The sequence below is a fragment of the Corynebacterium confusum genome, from assembly GCF_030408715.1.
GTDB lineage: Bacteria > Actinomycetota > Actinomycetes > Mycobacteriales > Mycobacteriaceae > Corynebacterium > Corynebacterium confusum.
Genome location: NZ_CP047202.1, coordinates 1,063,544 through 1,080,906, shown reverse-complemented (window position 1 = coordinate 1,080,906; position 17,363 = coordinate 1,063,544). Strand labels below are relative to the sequence as shown.

At 65.5% G+C, this 17,363-nt stretch carries 17 protein-coding genes; 6 read left to right on the top strand and 11 right to left on the bottom strand.

All coding sequences use genetic code 11. From position 1 onward, the window contains the following. Nucleotides 1-45: 45 nt before the first annotated feature. From CCONF_RS05090 to rho, 10 genes are all read right to left on the bottom strand, one after another. A complete protein-coding gene (locus CCONF_RS05090) occupies nucleotides 46-864 on the bottom strand; it encodes a F0F1 ATP synthase subunit delta (RefSeq protein ID WP_290225890.1) in 819 nt (272 codons plus the stop codon). 6 nt (nucleotides 865-870) lie between these two features. After that, nucleotides 871-1,440 (bottom strand): F0F1 ATP synthase subunit B, encoded by a 570-nt coding sequence (locus tag CCONF_RS05085; RefSeq protein WP_290225888.1) that lies wholly within the window; start codon nucleotides 1,438-1,440, stop codon nucleotides 871-873. A 44-nt stretch (nucleotides 1,441-1,484) separates the two neighbouring features. After that, nucleotides 1,485-1,724 (bottom strand): ATP synthase F0 subunit C, encoded by a 240-nt coding sequence (locus CCONF_RS05080; protein WP_290225885.1) that lies wholly within the window; start codon nucleotides 1,722-1,724, stop codon nucleotides 1,485-1,487. Between the two features lie 105 nt (nucleotides 1,725-1,829). After that, nucleotides 1,830-2,618, bottom strand: coding sequence for a F0F1 ATP synthase subunit A (gene atpB, locus CCONF_RS05075; RefSeq protein ID WP_290225883.1), 789 nt, complete (start codon nucleotides 2,616-2,618; stop codon nucleotides 1,830-1,832). A 516-nt stretch (nucleotides 2,619-3,134) separates the two neighbouring features. Beyond that, nucleotides 3,135-3,512: a Cg1360 family ATP-synthase-associated protein gene (locus CCONF_RS05070; protein WP_290226271.1), complete on the bottom strand. Its 378-nt coding sequence runs from the start codon at nucleotides 3,510-3,512 to the stop codon at nucleotides 3,135-3,137. A 116-nt stretch (nucleotides 3,513-3,628) separates the two neighbouring features. Continuing rightward, entirely contained in the window at nucleotides 3,629-4,792 is a 1,164-nt protein-coding gene (locus CCONF_RS05065; RefSeq protein ID WP_290225881.1) for a glycosyltransferase family 4 protein, read from the bottom strand. After that, entirely contained in the window at nucleotides 4,792-5,460 is a 669-nt protein-coding gene (locus CCONF_RS05060; RefSeq protein ID WP_290225879.1) for an L-threonylcarbamoyladenylate synthase, read from the bottom strand. Before CCONF_RS05060 ends, CCONF_RS05065 begins: the two co-directional genes overlap by 1 nt. Before the next feature lie 88 nt (nucleotides 5,461-5,548). Next, the gene (gene prmC, locus CCONF_RS05055; RefSeq protein WP_290225876.1) at nucleotides 5,549-6,421 is read right to left on the bottom strand and encodes a peptide chain release factor N(5)-glutamine methyltransferase; all 873 of its coding nucleotides are present in this window, start codon (nucleotides 6,419-6,421) and stop codon (nucleotides 5,549-5,551) included. A 2-nt stretch (nucleotides 6,422-6,423) separates the two neighbouring features. Further along, nucleotides 6,424-7,500, bottom strand: coding sequence for a peptide chain release factor 1 (gene prfA / locus CCONF_RS05050; protein WP_290225874.1), 1,077 nt, complete (start codon nucleotides 7,498-7,500; stop codon nucleotides 6,424-6,426). Further along, the gene (rho, locus tag CCONF_RS05045) at nucleotides 7,500-9,329 is read right to left on the bottom strand and encodes a transcription termination factor Rho (protein WP_290225872.1); all 1,830 of its coding nucleotides are present in this window, start codon (nucleotides 9,327-9,329) and stop codon (nucleotides 7,500-7,502) included. The genes prfA and rho overlap by 1 nt, the downstream gene beginning before the upstream one ends. Nucleotides 9,330-9,924: 595 nt before the next feature. Between rho and CCONF_RS05040 the strand changes: the two genes are divergently transcribed. From CCONF_RS05040 to mobA, 5 genes are all read left to right on the top strand, one after another. Further along, a complete protein-coding gene (locus CCONF_RS05040; RefSeq protein ID WP_290226269.1) occupies nucleotides 9,925-11,709 on the top strand; it encodes a long-chain fatty-acid--CoA ligase in 1,785 nt (594 codons plus the stop codon). 87 nt (nucleotides 11,710-11,796) lie between these two features. Beyond that, on the top strand, nucleotides 11,797-12,912 hold the full coding sequence (moaA, locus tag CCONF_RS05035) for a GTP 3',8-cyclase MoaA (protein WP_290225869.1): 1,116 nt from the start codon (nucleotides 11,797-11,799) through the stop codon (nucleotides 12,910-12,912). 22 nt (nucleotides 12,913-12,934) lie between these two features. Continuing rightward, nucleotides 12,935-14,209: a molybdopterin molybdotransferase MoeA gene (locus tag CCONF_RS05030; RefSeq protein ID WP_290225867.1), complete on the top strand. Its 1,275-nt coding sequence runs from the start codon at nucleotides 12,935-12,937 to the stop codon at nucleotides 14,207-14,209. A 37-nt stretch (nucleotides 14,210-14,246) separates the two neighbouring features. After that, nucleotides 14,247-14,726, top strand: a complete 480-nt coding sequence (moaC, locus tag CCONF_RS05025) for a cyclic pyranopterin monophosphate synthase MoaC (protein ID WP_290225863.1) — start codon at nucleotides 14,247-14,249, stop codon at nucleotides 14,724-14,726. 3 nt (nucleotides 14,727-14,729) lie between these two features. Next, complete coding sequence (mobA, locus tag CCONF_RS05020; RefSeq protein WP_290225860.1) at nucleotides 14,730-15,341, top strand: molybdenum cofactor guanylyltransferase; 612 nt, start codon at nucleotides 14,730-14,732, stop codon at nucleotides 15,339-15,341. On the opposite strand, the gene CCONF_RS05015 is transcribed toward mobA, so the two are convergent. After that, nucleotides 15,291-15,767, bottom strand: coding sequence for a molybdopterin-binding protein (locus tag CCONF_RS05015; RefSeq protein WP_290225859.1), 477 nt, complete (start codon nucleotides 15,765-15,767; stop codon nucleotides 15,291-15,293). The genes mobA and CCONF_RS05015 overlap by 51 nt on opposite strands. 248 nt (nucleotides 15,768-16,015) lie before the next feature. On the opposite strand from CCONF_RS05015, the gene CCONF_RS05010 reads away from it, so the two are divergent. After that, nucleotides 16,016-17,350 (top strand): MFS transporter, encoded by a 1,335-nt coding sequence (locus CCONF_RS05010; RefSeq protein ID WP_290225855.1) that lies wholly within the window; start codon nucleotides 16,016-16,018, stop codon nucleotides 17,348-17,350. Nucleotides 17,351-17,363: the final 13 nt, after the last annotated feature.

Genomic DNA, 17,363 nt, shown 5'->3' with positions numbered 1-17,363 from the left:
CTTAAAGTTTGTGTCGTAGTCTTCACGTAGAGACCGTCAACGACTCTACTTAGCCATCGAGGCCCGCAGGCGGGAAATCTTGCCCGCCGTGGAACCGTCGATAAGCTCGTCGCCGACGCGAATAGTCATGCCACCGAGGAGGCTGGTGTCAACCTCAGAGTGAATGGACATCGCACGACCATAAATCTTGCCCAGCTTCTCAGCGAGTACTGCCTGCTGGCCTTCGTTCAACTCACCCGCGCTGACCACGTGTGCGACCTCGCGCCCCTGCAGCTTGGCTGCCAGCGACGCCAGATTGGCAACGTCGTCGATCGGGTTCTGCTCCGGGCGTCCGATGGCCTGCAGCGCGAGCGCCTCAGTAAACATCGTGACCTTGCCGTAGAGCACGTTAGCCAACAGCCCGCGCTTCCTGGCGGACTTGGCAGTGCGGTCGGAAAGCAGCTGGGTCAGCTCGCCTTCGCGGTCCAGGATGCGGGACAGGCGGAAGAGCTCGTCTTCCACCTGGCCGAGCTTCCCCTCGGACTCCGCGCCCCGCAGGAGGGAACGTCGGCCCAGGGCCACCAAGCCCCGAACCAGGTCCCGGCCGGTTGACCACTTGGCGGAGGCAGCTGCCTCCAGCACCTGCTGGGTGCTGGGGGCAACCTTGCCGCCGAAGAGGTCAGCGACCAGCTTCTTGCGGGTGTCTTCCGAAGCCGCGGCGTCGGACAGGTCGGCGCGCAGTTCGCGCTCCCCGTCCAGCACGTCGACAACTTCGAAGAGTTCGAGGCCGGTTTGAGCGGCAACCGCTACGGCGGTGGACTCGCCCAGGATCTTATCCAGGGTCGACTCCACGCCGGCGAGTGCTTCGCGGCTAGCTGCCTTCATAGCCTCCTACTTTCCGGCCGGTGCCACAGTGTCGAGCTCGGACAAGAAGCTATCAATGGTGGAAGACTGCTTGGCGGAGTCAGAAAGCTCGCCGCCCAACAGCTTCTCAGCCAGGTTGATGGAGTTTTGTCCGATGTCGGAACGCAGATCGGAGATGACCTGGGTGCGGGACGCCTGCAGCTGCTTTTCGCCATTGGCGATAATGCGGCGGGACTCCTCCTCGGCCTTCTCCTTGGCTTCGGCCTCGATCTGCTTGCCGCGCTCGCGCGCCTGCTCACGGATCTCAGCTGCCTCTGCACGGGCATCTGCCAACTGCGCGTTGTACTTCTCGAGGGCTGCCTTAGCCTCGGCCTGCTGGGCCTCGGCGCGCTTCAGGCCACCCTCAATCCGGTCCTCACGCTCTTGCAACAGCTCCTGGAACTTCGGAAGAACGAGCTTCCAAAAGACCAAGAGGATGATGATGAACGGGATCAGAGACCAGACGATGTCATAGAGCTTGGGCAGGAGGATGGAGTTGCCGCCCTCCATAGGCTGCTCCGCGCCCTCCGCCGCAAGGTAGTAAAAGACGTTGTTCATAAGTCTCCAGTCTTAAAAGGGGTTTGTGTGAGAAACGCGCGCTTTTAGAACAGGAAGCCAGCGACGAGGCCGATCAGGGCCAGGGCCTCAACGAAGGCGATGCCCAGGAACATGGTGGTACGCAGCTGGCCAGCCATCTCCGGCTGACGTGCCATGCCCTCGACGGTCTTGCCGACGAGGATGCCGATGCCCAGGCCCGGGCCGATGGTGGCGATGCCGTAGCCAATGGCGCCAAGACCGTGGATCGAGGACTCTGCTGCCTGAGCCAAGATGATGTCGTTCATGTGAAAGTCGTTCCCTTTCGAATGTTTCCCCGCCAGCGCTTTGCCGGCGAAGGCGGTGGTGGTTTGATGTGGGGTTATTCAGTTGGCCGCGTCGTTCGCGCGTGCTTAATGCGAATCTGCGTGCAGTGATAGTTCGATGTATACGGCGGTCAGCAGGGCGAAGATGTACGCCTGCAGGAAGATGATGATGATCTCGTATACGGTGAACAAAACCGCTGCAATCAGAGTCACACCAGACATCGCGGTCCAGCCATTCAGCTGCCAGAAGAAGAAGTTGGTAGCCGAGTAAAGCAGGACCAAGATGATGTGGCCGGCCAGAAAGTTCGCCATAAGACGCAAGGCCAGCGTGACAGGACGCAAGATGAACGTCGAGAAGAACTCGATCGGCACAACCAGCAAGTGCAGAGCCGGCGGCAGGTTAGGAATAACCACCGACGACTTCAGGAACTTGCCGAAGCCATAGCGCTTTGCACCGGCGTAAATCATCGCGATATACGCCACGATGGCCAGCACGATGGGCATGCCGATACGGGCATTCGCCGAAATATTCAGGCCTGGGATGATTGTCGAGACGTTCCAAAACAGAATGCCGAAGAAGATGGACGCCAAAATCGGCAGGAACCGACGGCCTTCCTTCTTCCCCAGGATGTCTTCTGCGATGTGAACGCGGACGAAGTCCAGCCCGTATTCCGCAACGTTCTGCAAACCCTTCGGAACCAGCTTAGGGTTCCGGAAGGCGACTACAAACAGGATCACCAAGATGGCCGCCATGAGCAGGCGAACCAGCATCAAGCGATCCAGCGCGAACGGTGTATCCGCAAAAAGGATATGGCCGTAATATTGCCCCGGGAAAAATTCTGGATCCAGTTCGGGTGCGTGAAAGCTTCCCTTCATGGCCAATGTTGTAACGCTCAGCGTTCTCTCCCGTGTTCGGGCCGTATGAGTGTCGAATTCATACGGTGCGATGGACGTCTCAAACTCTCTGCCGCAACAACGGACTCCGTCGCACATCAGCGATGCTGCAGCAGGGATTCACCGCAACGGACTATAAGGCGTAGCAGTCCGTCACTCACAGACTGCGGACCCTAGATCCGCGGTAATCCGCAGGAAATTCTAGCAGCTTGTTATTGAAATTTCGCACGCGGGGGGCCAGTTTGTGCAAGTAGCTGGCAGGAAACCTGAACAATTGGTCCACTCTCGCCCCAAAACTGCCCGTTCCCACTGAAAACCCAGGCGGGTAAGGTTGATCACAGCCTTATACTTTGCTCCGCCGCGGGGGTGACAAATACCTGCTAAACACACCCCCGAAGCCCCACCACGGGGCCCTCTCGTTTGCCCCGGAACGACAAAGCGCCCGGGAAGGATCGGGTCCCGGGCGCCAGGGGCCACACGCTAAAAGGCCCACGCGTATTAAGACACGTAGGTGACCCGGGAGGTGATAATCCCCCAGACCTCGGTTCCCAGCACGATAATCAGCGCCAGGATGACGGTCACGAAGAGCGCGACGTTGTCGTAGAAGTCCATGCCGCGGATGGCCAGCAGGACGATAATCAAGAGAACAACCTTGACCAACCAGCCGCCGAGGACTACCGCCATGGTGGTCGACGGGCTGGAGTTGGCGGTCACGAGCACGGACAGCGCGGTCAGCAGGACGAAGCCGCCGCCGATGGCCGCGCCGAGGAGCACGCCCCAAATGCCGGGCAGGTCTTTGGCCCAGCCCCAGCCGACCAGTGACAGCACGGTCACGACCGCCAGCGCCATGGACCCGAAGCGCACCGCGCGCACCATCGGCCGGCGGTGGTCGTCGAACTCGGAGCGGGGCGCCCCGCCGTTCGGGCTAGTTTGCGTGGAATCAAAGCTTTCAGACACGAATACGAATCCTACAGGTTGTTCGGGTGGACCTACTAGCTCGGCTTATCTGCCGAGGCGGGCACGCGGCCGATCTTGCCGGCGCGCAGCGGGATGAGGGTCGTAACGGCGGCCGTCACGATGGCCACGGCCGTGGCCCCGGCCGCCACGGGCACCGGCACGACCGAGAAGCTGACCGCCCCGAAGGCGACTGCCGAGACCCACAGGTAGAGCACCAGCACGGTGCGGCGGTGCGTGTGCCCCAGCGACAGCAGGCGGTGGTGGATGTGGGCCTTGTCGGCCGAGAACGGCGAGCGCCCCTGGGACAGGCGGCGGATGACCGCCCAGACCAGGTCCAGCACCGGGATGAAGACCGCGGCGACAACCACGATGAGCGGCGAGAGGACCGCCACCATGTCGGCGCCGCCGTAGAGCGACATGTTGATCTTGCCGGACACCGACGTCGAGGCCGCGGCCAACAGCAGGCCGATGAGCATCGAACCGCTATCGCCCATGAAGATGCGGGAGGGCTCGAAGTTGTGCGGCAAGAAGCCGGCGCACATGCCCACCAGGCCGGCCGCGATGATGGCCGGCGGGTACGCCGAGACCGCCCCGCCCTGGTCATGTAGGACCGTCAAAGAGAAGAGCAGGATGGCCCCGCCCGCGATAAGCCCCAGGCCGGCGGCCAGGCCGTCCAGGCCGTCGACGAAGTTGATGGCGTTGACCAGCAGGACCGCGATGAAGATAGTCACCAGCGAGGACTGGAACTGGTCCAGCAGCAGCGTGGTGCCACCGCCAAACGGTACGAACAGCAGCGACCAGGTCAGCCCCAGGGCCGACAGCAAAGTGGCTGCAACCAGCTGCCCGGCCAGCTTCACCAGCGCGGACAGCTCGACCAGGTCGTCGACGATGCCCACCAAGACGATGGCGGTGGAAGCCCAGATGACCGCGGTCATCTCTGGGGTCACCGGCATGAAACCGCGGGTCAGCGCGGGCAGCTGCGCCGCGAAGAAGACCGCGGAGATAAACCCGGTGTACATGGCCAGCCCGCCCAACTGGGGCGTGGGCTGGGAGTGGCTGTCGCGCTGGCGCACCTCGGCGACCTGGCCGCTGCGCACCAGCACCGAGCGCACGATCCCGGTGGTCAGGTAGGTGATAATCGCCGCAACGAGGATGACGAGTCCGATTTCGCGCAGCGGCACCCCGGCTCCGCCTAGCATTAGGCTCCCGGACGGGTCCGGAGGGCCTCAGCGGAAACCCCGATGACCTCGGAGATTTGCTCGGCCGAGATGGCGCCCTCCCGCAGCAGGTAGGGCTGCGGCGCGGCCAGGTCAATAATAGTCGACGGCTTGCCGATGGTGGTTTCTCCGCCGTCCAGGTAGACCGAGACCGACTTGCCCAGCTGCTGCTTGGCGGCAATCGCCGTGGTCGGCGGCTGGTGGCCGGAGATATTGGCGCTGGACACAGCCATCGGGCCGACCTCGCGGAGCAGCTCGATGGCAATCGGATGCAGCGGCATGCGCAGCATGACCGTGCCCCGGGTATCCCCCAGGTTCCACGGCAGGCTTGGCGCCTGCGGCACAACGATGGACAGCCCACCCGGCCAGAAGGCCTCGACCAAGAGCTTCGCCTGGTCGGAATACGTGGCAACGAGGCCCTGGATGGTGTCCCAGGAGCCGATGAGCACCGGCACCGGCATGTCCGGCCCGCGGTGCTTGGCGGCTAGCAGGTTGGCTACCGCGTCGTTGTCGAAGGCGTCGCAGCCGATGCCGTAGAGGGTGTCCGTCGGCAGTACCACCAGGCGCCCGGACTTCGCAGCCCTAGTCGCCGCAGCGATACCGTTGGCACGCCCCGCTTCGTCAGCGCAACTATAGATTTTGCCTTGCATAAACTTCTCCCACGAAAAACTAAAGTCCTCTGGCTTTTGGTCTCGGTGTCTTTTCGGCACCGGTTCCCTGGTTACGGGAGCTTTAACCCTACTCTTTACGCTGCGCGCGCACGAAGCGGGCGGTGCCAGTGAGATCGAGCATTGGTTCTACTGTACTAAAGGCGCCGGTGTCCCGAAGGACGCTCTGCACGGCCGCGGAGGTGGCATCATCGTGCTCGATACCGAGCCACCCACCGGGCGCCAGCCAGCGCGTGAGGTTGCCTGCCATGGACCGGATGACGTCCATGCCATCCGCTCCGGCGAAGACCGCCTCGGCCGGGTCATGGTAGACCTCGGGGTCCAAGTCCGGCGACTCCGACACGTAGGGCGGGTTGGTCACCAGCACGTCGACGCGCCCGTCCAGCTCCGGCAGCAGGGCCGGATCGCACACGTCGCCCGCGACGAGCTCCACATCCAGCCCCAGATCGGCGAAGTTACGCGCGGCATACTCCGCGGCCTGAGACGACTTCTCCACCGCCACGACGCGGGCGGCGGGCACATGGTAGTAGGCCAGGTAGGCCGCGAGGGCGCCCGAGCCGGTACACAAGTCGAGGATCGTGAGGCGGGAATTACTCCCCTGTTTAATCAAGCCCTCAGCCTTGCCATTAGCCCAATCGGCCAGAACCTCGGTCTCCGGGCGCGGGATGAAAACCCCCGGCCCCACCGCGAGATCGAGCGGACCGAACGGCGCGGTGCCCACGATGTGCTGCAAGGGCTCGCGCTGCTCCCGGCGACCAACGAGCGGCTCGAGGGCGAGCTCGAAGCCGCGCATCGTCGGCTCATCCAGCGGAATATCCATGTGCCCGCAGCCGATGAGGTGGCTCATCAGCAGGCGGGCGTCGAACTCCGGGGAGCCCACCCCGGCCGCTGAAAGCCGCCGGGTGGTCTCCTGAAGCAGGCGCGCGTACGTGCCAGGGGCCACTGCTAGCCTTCGGCCTCGAGGCGCTCGGCACGCTCCTGGTTCTGCAGGGCGGTGATGAGATCACCCATGTCGCCGTCCAGCACGGAGTCCAGGTTGTTGGCCTTGTAGCCGATCCGATGGTCCGTGATGCGGTTTTCCGGCCAGTTATAGGTGCGGATTCGCTCGGAACGGTCCATGGTGCGGACCTGGGAGGCGCGCTGCTCGGCGTCCTCGGCCTCGCGAGCCTCGCGCTCCATCTGATCCAGGCGGGCCTGCAGCACCTGCAGGGCACGCGCCTTGTTCTGGATCTGGGAGCGTTCCTTCTGGCAGGTGACGATGAGCCCGGTGGGCAGGTGGGTGATGCGCACGGCGGAGTCCGTGGTGTTCACGCCCTGACCGCCTTTACCGGAGGAACGGTAGACGTCGACGCGGATGTCCTTCTCGTCGATGTTGACCGACTCGACCTCGTCCGGCTCCGGGTAGACCAGCACGCCGGCCGCCGAGGTCTGGATGCGGCCCTGGGACTCGGTCACCGGCACGCGCTGGACGCGGTGGACGCCGCCCTCGAACTTGAAGACGGACCACGCGCCGTCGCGGGACGGGTTCTTCGACTTGAAGGAGATGGTCATGTCCTTCACGCCACCCAGGTCGGACTCGTTGAGGCCAAGCACCTCCCAGCTAAAGCCGGTCTTGTCGGCGTAGCGCTCGTACATGCGGGCCAAGTCGCCGGCAAAAAGCGCGGCCTCTTCCCCGCCGGCGCCGGCCTTGATCTCCATGATGATGTCCTCGGCGTCGTGCTCGTCGCGCGGGGCCAACAGGTCAGCGAGCTTTTCTTCCAGCTCGACGACCTCGCCCTCCAAGCGATCGGCCTCGACCTGGAAGTCGTGGTCCTCGTAGGCCATCTCCTTCGCGTCCTCGAGATCAACGCGAGCCTGGTTGAGCTCGTCGTTGACCTGGATGATGGGCCGCAGCTCGGCGTAGCGCTTGGACAGCTTCCGGAACTGGTTCTGATCGCCGGCCAGCTCCGGGTCGGCCATCTGCATTTCCAGACCCTGGTACTCGGAGACGATGTCGTCGACCAGCGAAACCTGGCTAGCCATTACTTGTAATCCTCCTCGTCCTTGTCAGCGACCATCGGCGCGGACTGCGCCACGCCCATGAGGAATTCGCCGTTGGACTTGGTCTTCTTCAGCTGCTTGATAAGCAAGTCGATGGCCTGGTGGGAGTCCAGGGCCGCGAGGATGCGCCGCAGCTTGGTCATGATGCGCAGCTCCTCCGGCACGAGCAGTAGCTCGTCCTTGCGGGTACCCGACGGGTTGACGTCGACGGCCGGGAAGACGCGGCGCTCGGAGATGGAGCGGTCCAGCTTCAGCTCGGCGTTACCCGTGCCCTTGAACTCCTCGAAGATGACGTTGTCGCCGGTCGAGCCGGTTTCCACCATGGCCGTGGCGATAATGGTCAGCGAGCCGCCGTTTTCGATGTTGCGGGCCGCGCCCAGGAAGCGCTTCGGCGGGTAGAGAGCGTTAGAGTCGACACCGCCGGACAGGATGCGCCCGGAGGCCGGGGATGAGTTGTTGTACGCGCGGCCCAGGCGGGTGATGGAGTCCAGCAGCACGACGACGTCCTTGCCCTGCTCCACCAGGCGCTTGGCGCGCTCGATGGCCAGCTCGGCGACCGAGGTGTGCTCTGACGGCGGGCGGTCGAACGTGGAGGCAATCACCTCGCCGTTGACCGAGCGCTGCATGTCGGTGACCTCTTCGGGGCGCTCGTCGACGAGCACCACCATGAGGTAGCACTCCGGGTTGTTGATGGAGATCGCGTTGGCGGTGTTCTGCAGGATGGTCGTCTTACCGGCCTTCGGCGGGGAGACGATCAGGGCGCGCTGGCCCTTACCGATCGGCATAATCAGGTCGATAACACGGGTGGTCAGGACCTTCGGGTCGGTCTCCAGGCGCAGCCGCTGGTTCGGATACAGCGGAGTCAGCTTGGCAAAGTCCGGGCGCTGCTTGGCCTCTTCCGGGTCCATCCCGTTGACGGTATCGACCCGTACCAGCTGGTTGTACTTGCGGCGATTGCGGCCGTTGCCGTGGGTGTGCGTGGCGCCCGCGACCTTGACCTGTCCGGTCACGGCGTCGCCGGAGCGCAGCCCTAGGCGGCGGACCAGGTTCTGGTTGACGAAGACGTCCGAGTTCGCCGCGCGGTAGCCGGTGGTGCGCAGGAAGGCGACGTTGTTGTCGACTACCTCGAGGATGCCGCCGACGGCCTGCAGCTCATCGCCCTCGCGAATCTGCAGGTCGTTGCCGCCACCGCGGTTGTCGTTGCCGCCGCCACGGTTCCGGCGGTTGCGGCGGTTGCGACGCCCGCGGCGCCCACCGCGTTCGTCATCGTCGCCGTTGTTCCGGCGGTGGTTGTTGCCGCCGTTGTTGCCGTGGTTGTTGCCGTTGCGGGAATCATCCTGGTTGTCGCGGTTATCGCGGTTGTCGCGGCCTTGGTCCTGGTTGTTGCCGTCGTGGTCGTCGCGCCCACCCCGGCGCGCGCGGTTGCGACGGGCCCGGCGGGCCTGCGCGCGGGACTCGTAGCGCGGCTCGTCATTGCCATTATTGCCGTTGTTGTTGTCGGCGTTCTTCTCGCCGTCGCCCTGCTTGTCGTCGCGGCCCTGCGGGCGGCGAGCGTCGCGCTGCGGGGCTTCGTCAGCCTGCGCGGCCGGGGCTTGTTCCTGCGCCTGCTTAGCGGGCTTGTCCGCCTTGTCTGCCGACTTCGGCGCGGCCTTGGCGGCGGCCGGCTTCTTACCGGTGGTGATTGCCTCGATGAGAGCGCCCTTTCGGAGAGCGCTGATGCCGCGCAGGCCCTTCTGGGCCGCAATTTCGCGCAGCTGCGGCAGCTTCAGGGATGCCAGTTCTTGAGGCGAGATATTCTCCGTATCGCTCACGGAAGTCCTTTCGTCGCTTTTCCCAGCGGATGATTCTGGGTGCCCAGCGTGCCCGGTCGGGCGGTCGTGCCGCGTGTTACCGGGCCGGTTTTCCCAAGTCTTTGGGTCCGCCGGCTAGGCACTCTGGAAATGACTGTGTAGTTAAAAGATAAAACTCTGGCTAGCCTACCGTGGGCGCCCGGCGGCTGACTGTCGTGGACCTCGAGCAACCTCGAGGGCGCGCAGCGCCGGTTGGGGCCGGAAGGGAGCCCGAGTGGTCCGCGTGGGACCGAGTTGCCCTTCCTCGGCAGGTACCACGTCGTCCCCCTGCGGGCCGGCCTTAAACCTTGCGCGGTGTGCAAGGCGTTTGAGGTACTCACCCAGAAAGCGCGGGGGCTGTGGTTTGACCCATTCTGTGGGGTCAGGGCCCAGGGACAACGCATCTCGACTGCACGAGCAGGCCCGAGCACATGTGCTTTACTGTTTACCTTAGGGCAGCTCACGTAGCTCAAACGCTCAAGCAGCTCAGCCAGTCCCAGACAGTATAGCGCAAGATTTCGCCTTCTTCGGTACCGGTCCCACCCCGGGGCCTAAAGAAGTGGCTATCATAGTGACCATGCACTCCACCATGCAGGAAGTCCCGCTCAATATCTCCCGTATCTTGGAGCAGGGCGCCACCGTCCACAGCCAGACCAAGGTCACCACGTGGCACGGCGAGCACGCCCCCGACGGCGCCGGGGCGGCCGAGGAATGCACCTTCGCGGACATCGGGGCGCGCGCGGCGGCCTTCGCCCACGTATTGCACGACAAGCTGGGGGTTACCGGCGACGAGCGCGTCGGCTCTTTCCTATGGAATTGCGCGGAACACCTCGAGGTCATGTTCGCTGTGGCCTGCAAGGGCGCGGTCTTTACCCCGCTGAACAAACAGCTGATGAACGACCAGATCGGGCACATTGTCAACCACGCGGAGATCGAGGTCATCGTCGCCGATCCGCGCCTGGCCCAGCAGCTGGGCGCGGTCCTGGCCGGGACCACCACCGTCCGCGCGGTCGTCTTCACCGGTCCGAGCCGGGTGGGCCACTTGAGCCCCTACTTCCCCCGCGGCGTGGAAGTCTATTCGTACGAGGCCCTGTTGGACGGGCAATCGACCCGCTATGACTGGCCGGTCCTAGACGAGTCCGCGGCCGCGGCGCTGTGTTATTCCACCGGCACGACCGGCGCGCCCAAGGGCGTGGTCTACTCGCACCGCTCCATCTACTTGGCCTCCATGCTGCTGCGCACCACGGACAGCCTGGCGATTACCCACGGCGAGTCCTTCCTGTGCTGCATTCCCATTTACCACGTGTTGTCCTGGGGCGTGCCTTTCGCCGCCTTCATGACGGGCACACCGCTCATCCTGCCGGACTCGGACGTCTCCGCGCCCACCCTGGCCAAGCTCATCGCCTCCACCCACCCGCGCGTGGCGCACGGCGTGCCGACAATCTGGATCCAGCTCTTCGTCCACTACCTCCACCACCCGCCGGAGCGCATGTCGCTGACCGAAATTTACGCCGGCGGCTCCCCGGTCCCGCCGCAGGTGATCAAGGTCTGGGAGGAGCGCTTCGGCGTCGACGTGGTGCACGTGTGGGGCATGGTGGAAACCACCACTGTGGGCACCGTGGCGCGCCCGCCGCAGGGCGCTAGCGGCAATTCCCGCTGGGGCTACCGCATCTCCCAGGGCCGCTTCCCCACCAGCCTGGAATACCGCGTGGTCAACGACGGGCAGGTGGTCTCCAAGACCGACCGCAACGCCGGCGAGATTCAGGTCCGCGGCAACCTGGTCACGGAGTCCTACTACCACTCGCCCGCCGCGGAGGAAGGCGGGGCGGCCTCCCAGTTCCGCGGCAAGCGCACCGAGGACGCGGCCAGCAAGTACACCGCCGACGGCTGGCTGCGCACCGGCGACGTGGGCTCGGTGACCAAGGACGGCTTCCTGACCGTCGAGGACCGCGCCCGCGACGTCATCCGCTCCGGCGGCGAGTGGATCTACTCCGTCCAGCTGGAAAACCTCATCATGGCCGACGACCGGGTCATCGAGGCCGCCGTCATCGGCTACCCCGACAAGCAGTGGGGCGAGCGCCCGCTGGCCGTGACCGTCCTCCAGCGCGACATCGACCCGACCATTGAGACCGCTGAGAGCCTCCGGGAGAACTTGCGCTCCGAGCTGCCCGGCTGGATGCTGCCGGAGTACTGGACCTTCATCAAGAGCATCGATAAGACGTCGGTGGGCAAGTTCGACAAGAAGGACCTGCGCTCCCACCTGGCCGAGGGCGAGTACAACATCATTCGCCTGGCCGGCCCGGGCGAAGCCAACCAGATTGATGACAACGCCACCTTGGATCCGGACCAGCCGCTGACCTAGGCCCGCACCCTCGGAAAGGAATAGCTGACCAGGGCGCGCCGTTGTGGTTAGTAGTCCTATCCGCACAACGCATAGAGTTGGGAGAATATGACTGACCGTTCTTCCGCCCCGAAGGTGCTGCTACCCACCCCGCGCGTAGCCGGCCGCCCGCAGGCCGCCGCGGACCTGCCTGCCGCCGACGCCAACGGCAACCGAGCCTTGGTGGACAAATACGGTCGCGTCGCCCGAGACCTGCGCGTGTCCCTGACCGACCGCTGCAACCTGCGGTGCACCTACTGCATGCCCGCCGAGGGCCTGGACTGGATGCCCAACCAGCACAAGCTCGACGACGCAGAAACCATCCGCCTTATCCGCCTGGCCGTCGAGCGCCTGGGCATCCGGCAGGTCCGTTTCACCGGCGGCGAGCCGTTGCTGCGCAAGTCGCTGGCAGAAATCCTCGCGGCCACCAAAAATCTGCGCACCGACGAAGGCCACGCCCCCAGCACGGCGCTGACGACGAATGGGCTGGGCCTGGACAAGCGCATCGACGAGCTCAAGGCCGCCGGGCTGGACCGGGTCAACATCTCGTTGGACACCATCAACCACGCCGCCTACGCCGAGCTGACCCGCCGCGACCGGCTCGATTCCGTCTTCGCGGCCATCGATGCCACCCTGGCCGCCGGCCTCCACCCCGTCAAGATCAACGCCGTGGTCATGCCCGGCATCAACGACGCCGACATCGTCGAGCTGGCCGACTTCGCCCTGCACAAGGGCGCGCAGCTGCGTTTTATCGAGCAGATGCCCCTGGGCCCGCGCGAGCAGTGGGATCGCTCCACCATGGTCACCGCGGACGACATCCTCGGCCGCCTGAAATCCGCGTTCGACCTGCGCCCGGCCCGCGCCCCGCGCGGCTCAGCCCCCGCCGCGCTGTGGGAGGCGATCTGCCCCGACGGCACGCGCGGCAAGCTGGGGATCATCGCCTCGGTCAGCCACCCCTTCTGCGGCGACTGTGACCGCACCCGCCTTACCACCGACGGCGCGGTGCGCAACTGCCTCTTCGGCAACTCGGAGACCTCCCTGCGCGACCTGATGCGCCAGGGCGCTTCCGACGAGGAACTCATGGCCGCCTGGGCCGGCGAGATGTGGGCCAAGCTGCCCGGCCACGGCGTCAACGACGAGGGCTTCCTGCAGCCGGACCGGCCGATGTCCGCCATCGGCGGGTAGCCAGCTTAAGCTAGAACCCGTTATGCACCATTCTTCATCGTGCTCCGTCGCCGACCACCTCGCGCGCGTCCTCAGCCTCGTCCGGCCCCTCCCGGCCGTGAACACGCCTCTGAGCGAGCTGACCAGCGGCCAGTATTGCGCCGCCGATGTCACCTGCCGCATCCCTGTGCCCGCCTTCCACAACTCGGCCATGGACGGCTTCCTGGTCCACCGCGCCGACCTGGGCTCCGGCTCGGCCACGCTGCCGGTAGTCGGCGACGTGCCGGCCGGCAGCGCACCGCAGGAGGTGCCCGCGGGTACTGCGGTGCGGATCATGACCGGCGCGCCCGTCGCCGATCCCCTCGATCCGGAGCTCGTGGTCGTGCCCGTAGAGCTGACCAATATCCCCGCCGGGCCGACCCCGCTGCCCGAAACCGTAACCATCCGCGGTGCCGATCCCGCCCGCGCCCACATCCGCCGGGCCGGCGATAACCTCGCCGTCGGGGACACGGCCGTCCCTGCCGGGGACCGCGTGGATCCCGGGGTCATCGCCGCCTGCCACTCCGCGGGGCTGACCACGCTACCCGTGCACCGCACGCCGCGGGTGGCGGTAATTTCCACCGGCGACGAGCTCGTGAGCCTGGGCGACGGCGACTACCGGCCGCTGGAGCCTGGCCAAATTCCGGATTCCAACCGGCCGATGCTGGCCCAGCTCGTGCGGGACTCCGGGCCCGTCGAGCTAACGCACCTGCACGCCGGGGACAGCGACGGCGCCGCGGGCCGGAGCGATTCCTTCGTCGCCCTGGCCAAGGAGGCGGCACAGACCCACGACCTCATCATCACCAGCGGCGGGGTCTCGGCCGGGGCCTTCGACATCGTCCACACCAGCGCCCAGGCCCACGCCCGCGATGCCTGGTTCGGCGACGTCGACCAAAAGCCCGGCGCCCCGCAGGGAATAAGCGTCTGGAGCTCGACGCCGATGATTTCTCTTCCCGGCAACCCGGTGGCGACCTTCGTCTCCTTCCACCTCTACGTCGCCCCCGCGCTGCGCGCCCTGCGCGGCGATCCGCGCCCGGCCCTCCGCCGCCGCGGGGTAGTCCGAGCCGGCGAGGACTTCCCGGACACCCGGGACCGCCCCGCCTGGCTGCCGGTCCGCGTGGACTACGCGGACAACCCGCCCGCCGCCTTCCCCTTCAACGGGCGGCGCCTGGGCTCCCACATGGTGGCCAACCTGGCCGGCACCGCCGGAATGGTGGGCCTTGCCGCCCACGCCGCCGGGCCCCGGGCGGGCGATACTGTCGAAATCACCTGGTTTTAGACGAGTTTTCAAGCCAAGCCTTAGGAAAGGACGAGCAATGGAGTTTACGCATCTCAACAACGCTGGCGAGGCCTACATGGTCGACGTGACCGAGAAGAAACCGACCGTGCGCACCGCCACCGCCGAGGGCGAGGTGGCCTGCTCGCGGGAGGTCATGGACGCGCTGCGCGACGGCACCGTGCCCAAGGGCGACGTGCTGGCCGTGGCCCGGGTGGCCGGCATCGCGGCGGCCAAGAAGGTCCCGGAGCTGCTGCCGCTGGCGCACACCATCGGCGTGCACGGTTGCCGCGTCGATTTGGAACTTCACGACGATTGCGTAGCGATTTCGGCCACCGTGCGCACCGCGGATCGCACCGGCGTGGAGATGGAGGCCCTGGCCGCGGTAAACGTCGCCGCGCTGGCGGTTATCGACATGGTCAAGGGCGTGGACCGCTCCTCCTTCATCCGTCGCGCCGGAATCGTCGCCAAGTCCGGCGGGCGCTCCGGCGACTGGTCCCGCACCCTGCCGGAGGCCTAGACCATGGCCCAGCTTGCTTATCCCCTCCCCGGCCAGCTCGGCGCACTCGTTTTGGCCGGCGGCCGCGGGCGCCGCATGGGTGGGCTCGACAAGGCGAGCCTGCGCGTTGCCGGCCAGCGCCTAGTCGACCGCGTGCTGGGCCAGCTTCCCTACCACTGCGAGCGCATAGTGGTCTCCCCCTATCCACTGGGCCTGCCGCAGGTCTGCGAGAACCCGCTCTTCGGCGGCCCGGTCGCCGGCATCGCGCGCGGCACGCGGGCCCTGCACAGCGACTATATCGCCGTGCTGAGCGTCGATGCCCCCGATTCCGGCCAGCTTCTCTCCGCCCTCTGGCGCGCACTGCACGCCGCCGATGCCGATGCCGCCATCGTCCGCAGCGCCGACGGCTTCCTGCAGCCGCTGTGCTCGCTGTGGAAGGCCACCCACCTGCGCCGCGCGCTCGGCGATCTACCCCGCGTGCACAACGCCTCAGCCCGGCGGCTGCTGCGCCAGGCGCGCCGCGGCTCCCGGATTATCGAGGTCCCCGGCACCGGCGCCGAGCGCGACTACGACACGCCCCAGGAGCTAACGGCATTCGCGGAAGATGTCCTTCAGCAGGGGAAGAACCACCGCTAGCGTGTCCTCGACCGCCCCAACCGAGGAGGCGGAATTAACCAGCAAGGTCCCCGGCGGGCACGAGGTCACGCCGATGATGCCGCGGCACAGGCCGGCCCTAGGTGAGTTCTTCAGGCCCTCCAGCAGGACCTGGGTCTCCAGCCCCCACATGCGGGCCGCGATGAATTCTTCCGTGACCTCCGGGGTGTCGTTGTCGCGGGAAATCCCCGTTGCGCCGATGACCAGCACCACGTCGGTGCCCGCCTCGATTACCTGGCTCAGCGCCGGCCGCAAATTCGCGGCACCCTCGTTTAAGCACTGCTTTTGCGTGACCTCCACGCCGTGGTTGGTCAATAGCTCCACCGCACGCTGACCGGCCTTGTTAGGCTTGGTGCCCTCCTTGACGCGGTTCGACGCAACGATTACTGCGGCCTTCAACTCAGGCATTGGTGCCTCCTGGTGTCCCATTCGGCCGTCTCCTCTACTACACCCGTGAGAAATATCACTGTGGGGTTTATTTCCCCTGCTTAGGCAACCCTCAGCGGCCTACGCAGCGCGAATCTAAGGACAGGGAAATGCGCAACATTAACGTTTTCTAAATAAACCCAGAAATTTCCGTACAAATTCCTCTTCTGAGTCTAATACTCGATAGATTGTTATTCAGCTATTCCTTCGAGATGTTTTGAGGACACCCCATGACTCAACTAGACACCTCAGGCAAAGTCATCCAGGGCTGGGATCCAGAAGATTCCGACCACTGGGACTCCAAGATTGCCTGGCGCACGCTCATTATTTCAACGACCACCCTGTTCATCGGCTTCGCCGCGTGGTACCTGGTCTCCGCCATCGCCCCCATCCTGAACGAGATCGGCTTCGACTTGAGCTCCGGACAGCTCTACGCGCTCACCGCGGTCTCAGGCCTGGCCTGCGGTCTTCTCCGCCTGGTCTTCATGTTCCTGCCGCCGGTGCTGGGCACCCGCAAGCTGGTCACCTTCTCCTCGCTGCTGTTCCTGCTGCCCATGTTCGGCTGGTTCTCGGTCGTCCAGCGCCCCGACGCCTCCTTCGTTGAGCTGCTCGCCATCTCCTTCGCCTCCGGCATCGGCGGCGGCGTCTTCTCCGGCCTCATGCCATCCACCGGCTACTTCTTCCCGAAGCGGATGTCCGGAACAGCGCTCGGCCTGCAAGCCGGCCTGGGCAACTTCGGTATCTCCTTCATCCAGCTGGTCTCCCCGTGGCTGATGGGCTTCAGCCTCATCGGCATCGGCTTCGTCGCCCCGCAGCGCCTGCCCGACCAGACCACCATCTTCGTCCACTCCCCAGCCATCTTCTTCGTGCCGTGGACCATCGTCATGGCCGTGCTGGCCTGGACGCTGCTCAAGGACGTGCCGGTCAAGGCAAACTTCCGCCAGCAGATCGACATCTTCGGCAACATCAACACCTGGGTGCTGACCGTCGTCTACCTGATGAGCTTCGGCGCCTTCTCCGGCTTCGCCGCCCAGTTCGCCCTGATGATCAACGACCTCTACGGCCAGACCTCCAAGTTCGCCGAGGTTATGAACCCCGACGATCTGCCCCGCGGCGCGGCCTTCGCCTTCATCGGCCCACTGCTCGGCGCCCTCGTACGCGCCCTCTGGGGCCCGCTCTGTGACAAGTTCGGCGGCGCCATCTGGACCTTCATCGGTTGCCTGGGCATGACCATCTTCACTGCGTTCTCCGCGCTGTTTTTGAACCCGGATTCCCCGGACCAGTTCTGGTGGTTCCTGGCCGGCATGCTCATCATGTTCTTCTTCACCGGCCTGGCTAACGCCGGCACCTTCAAGCAGATGCCGATGATCCTCCCGCCGCGCCAGGCAGGCGGCGTGGTCGGCTGGACCGGTGCCATCGGTGCCTTCGGCCCGTTCGTCGTCGGCATGCTCCTGTCGGCTATGCCCATGGCCGCCTTCTTCTGGGGCTGCGTGGTCTACTTCGCCATCACCACGGTCCTGGTCTGGGTCTTTTACGCCCGCCCGAACGCCCCGTACCCCGGCTAAACCCCGCCCCCAA

Excerpts from the sequence above, each read along its gene's own strand:
- CCONF_RS05090 (WP_290225890.1), bottom strand. The coding sequence starts at position 864 with ATGAAGGCAGCTAGCCGCGAAGCACTCGCCGGCGTGGAGTCGACCCTG.
- CCONF_RS05085 (WP_290225888.1), bottom strand. The coding sequence starts at position 1,440 with ATGAACAACGTCTTTTACTACCTTGCGGCGGAGGGCGCGGAGCAGCCT.
- CCONF_RS05080 (WP_290225885.1), bottom strand. The coding sequence starts at position 1,724 with ATGAACGACATCATCTTGGCTCAGGCAGCAGAGTCCTCGATCCACGGT.
- atpB (WP_290225883.1), bottom strand. The coding sequence starts at position 2,618 with ATGAAGGGAAGCTTTCACGCACCCGAACTGGATCCAGAATTTTTCCCG.
- CCONF_RS05070 (WP_290226271.1), bottom strand. The coding sequence starts at position 3,512 with ATGGTGCGCGCGGTGCGCTTCGGGTCCATGGCGCTGGCGGTCGTGACC.
- CCONF_RS05065 (WP_290225881.1), bottom strand. The coding sequence starts at position 4,792 with ATGCTAGGCGGAGCCGGGGTGCCGCTGCGCGAAATCGGACTCGTCATC.
- CCONF_RS05060 (WP_290225879.1), bottom strand. The coding sequence starts at position 5,460 with ATGCAAGGCAAAATCTATAGTTGCGCTGACGAAGCGGGGCGTGCCAAC.
- prfA (WP_290225874.1), bottom strand. The coding sequence starts at position 7,500 with ATGGCTAGCCAGGTTTCGCTGGTCGACGACATCGTCTCCGAGTACCAG.
- CCONF_RS05040 (WP_290226269.1), top strand. The coding sequence starts at position 9,925 with ATGCACTCCACCATGCAGGAAGTCCCGCTCAATATCTCCCGTATCTTG.
- moaA (WP_290225869.1), top strand. The coding sequence starts at position 11,797 with ATGACTGACCGTTCTTCCGCCCCGAAGGTGCTGCTACCCACCCCGCGC.
- CCONF_RS05030 (WP_290225867.1), top strand. The coding sequence starts at position 12,935 with ATGCACCATTCTTCATCGTGCTCCGTCGCCGACCACCTCGCGCGCGTC.
- moaC (WP_290225863.1), top strand. The coding sequence starts at position 14,247 with ATGGAGTTTACGCATCTCAACAACGCTGGCGAGGCCTACATGGTCGAC.
- mobA (WP_290225860.1), top strand. The coding sequence starts at position 14,730 with ATGGCCCAGCTTGCTTATCCCCTCCCCGGCCAGCTCGGCGCACTCGTT.
- CCONF_RS05015 (WP_290225859.1), bottom strand. The coding sequence starts at position 15,767 with ATGCCTGAGTTGAAGGCCGCAGTAATCGTTGCGTCGAACCGCGTCAAG.
- CCONF_RS05010 (WP_290225855.1), top strand. The coding sequence starts at position 16,016 with ATGACTCAACTAGACACCTCAGGCAAAGTCATCCAGGGCTGGGATCCA.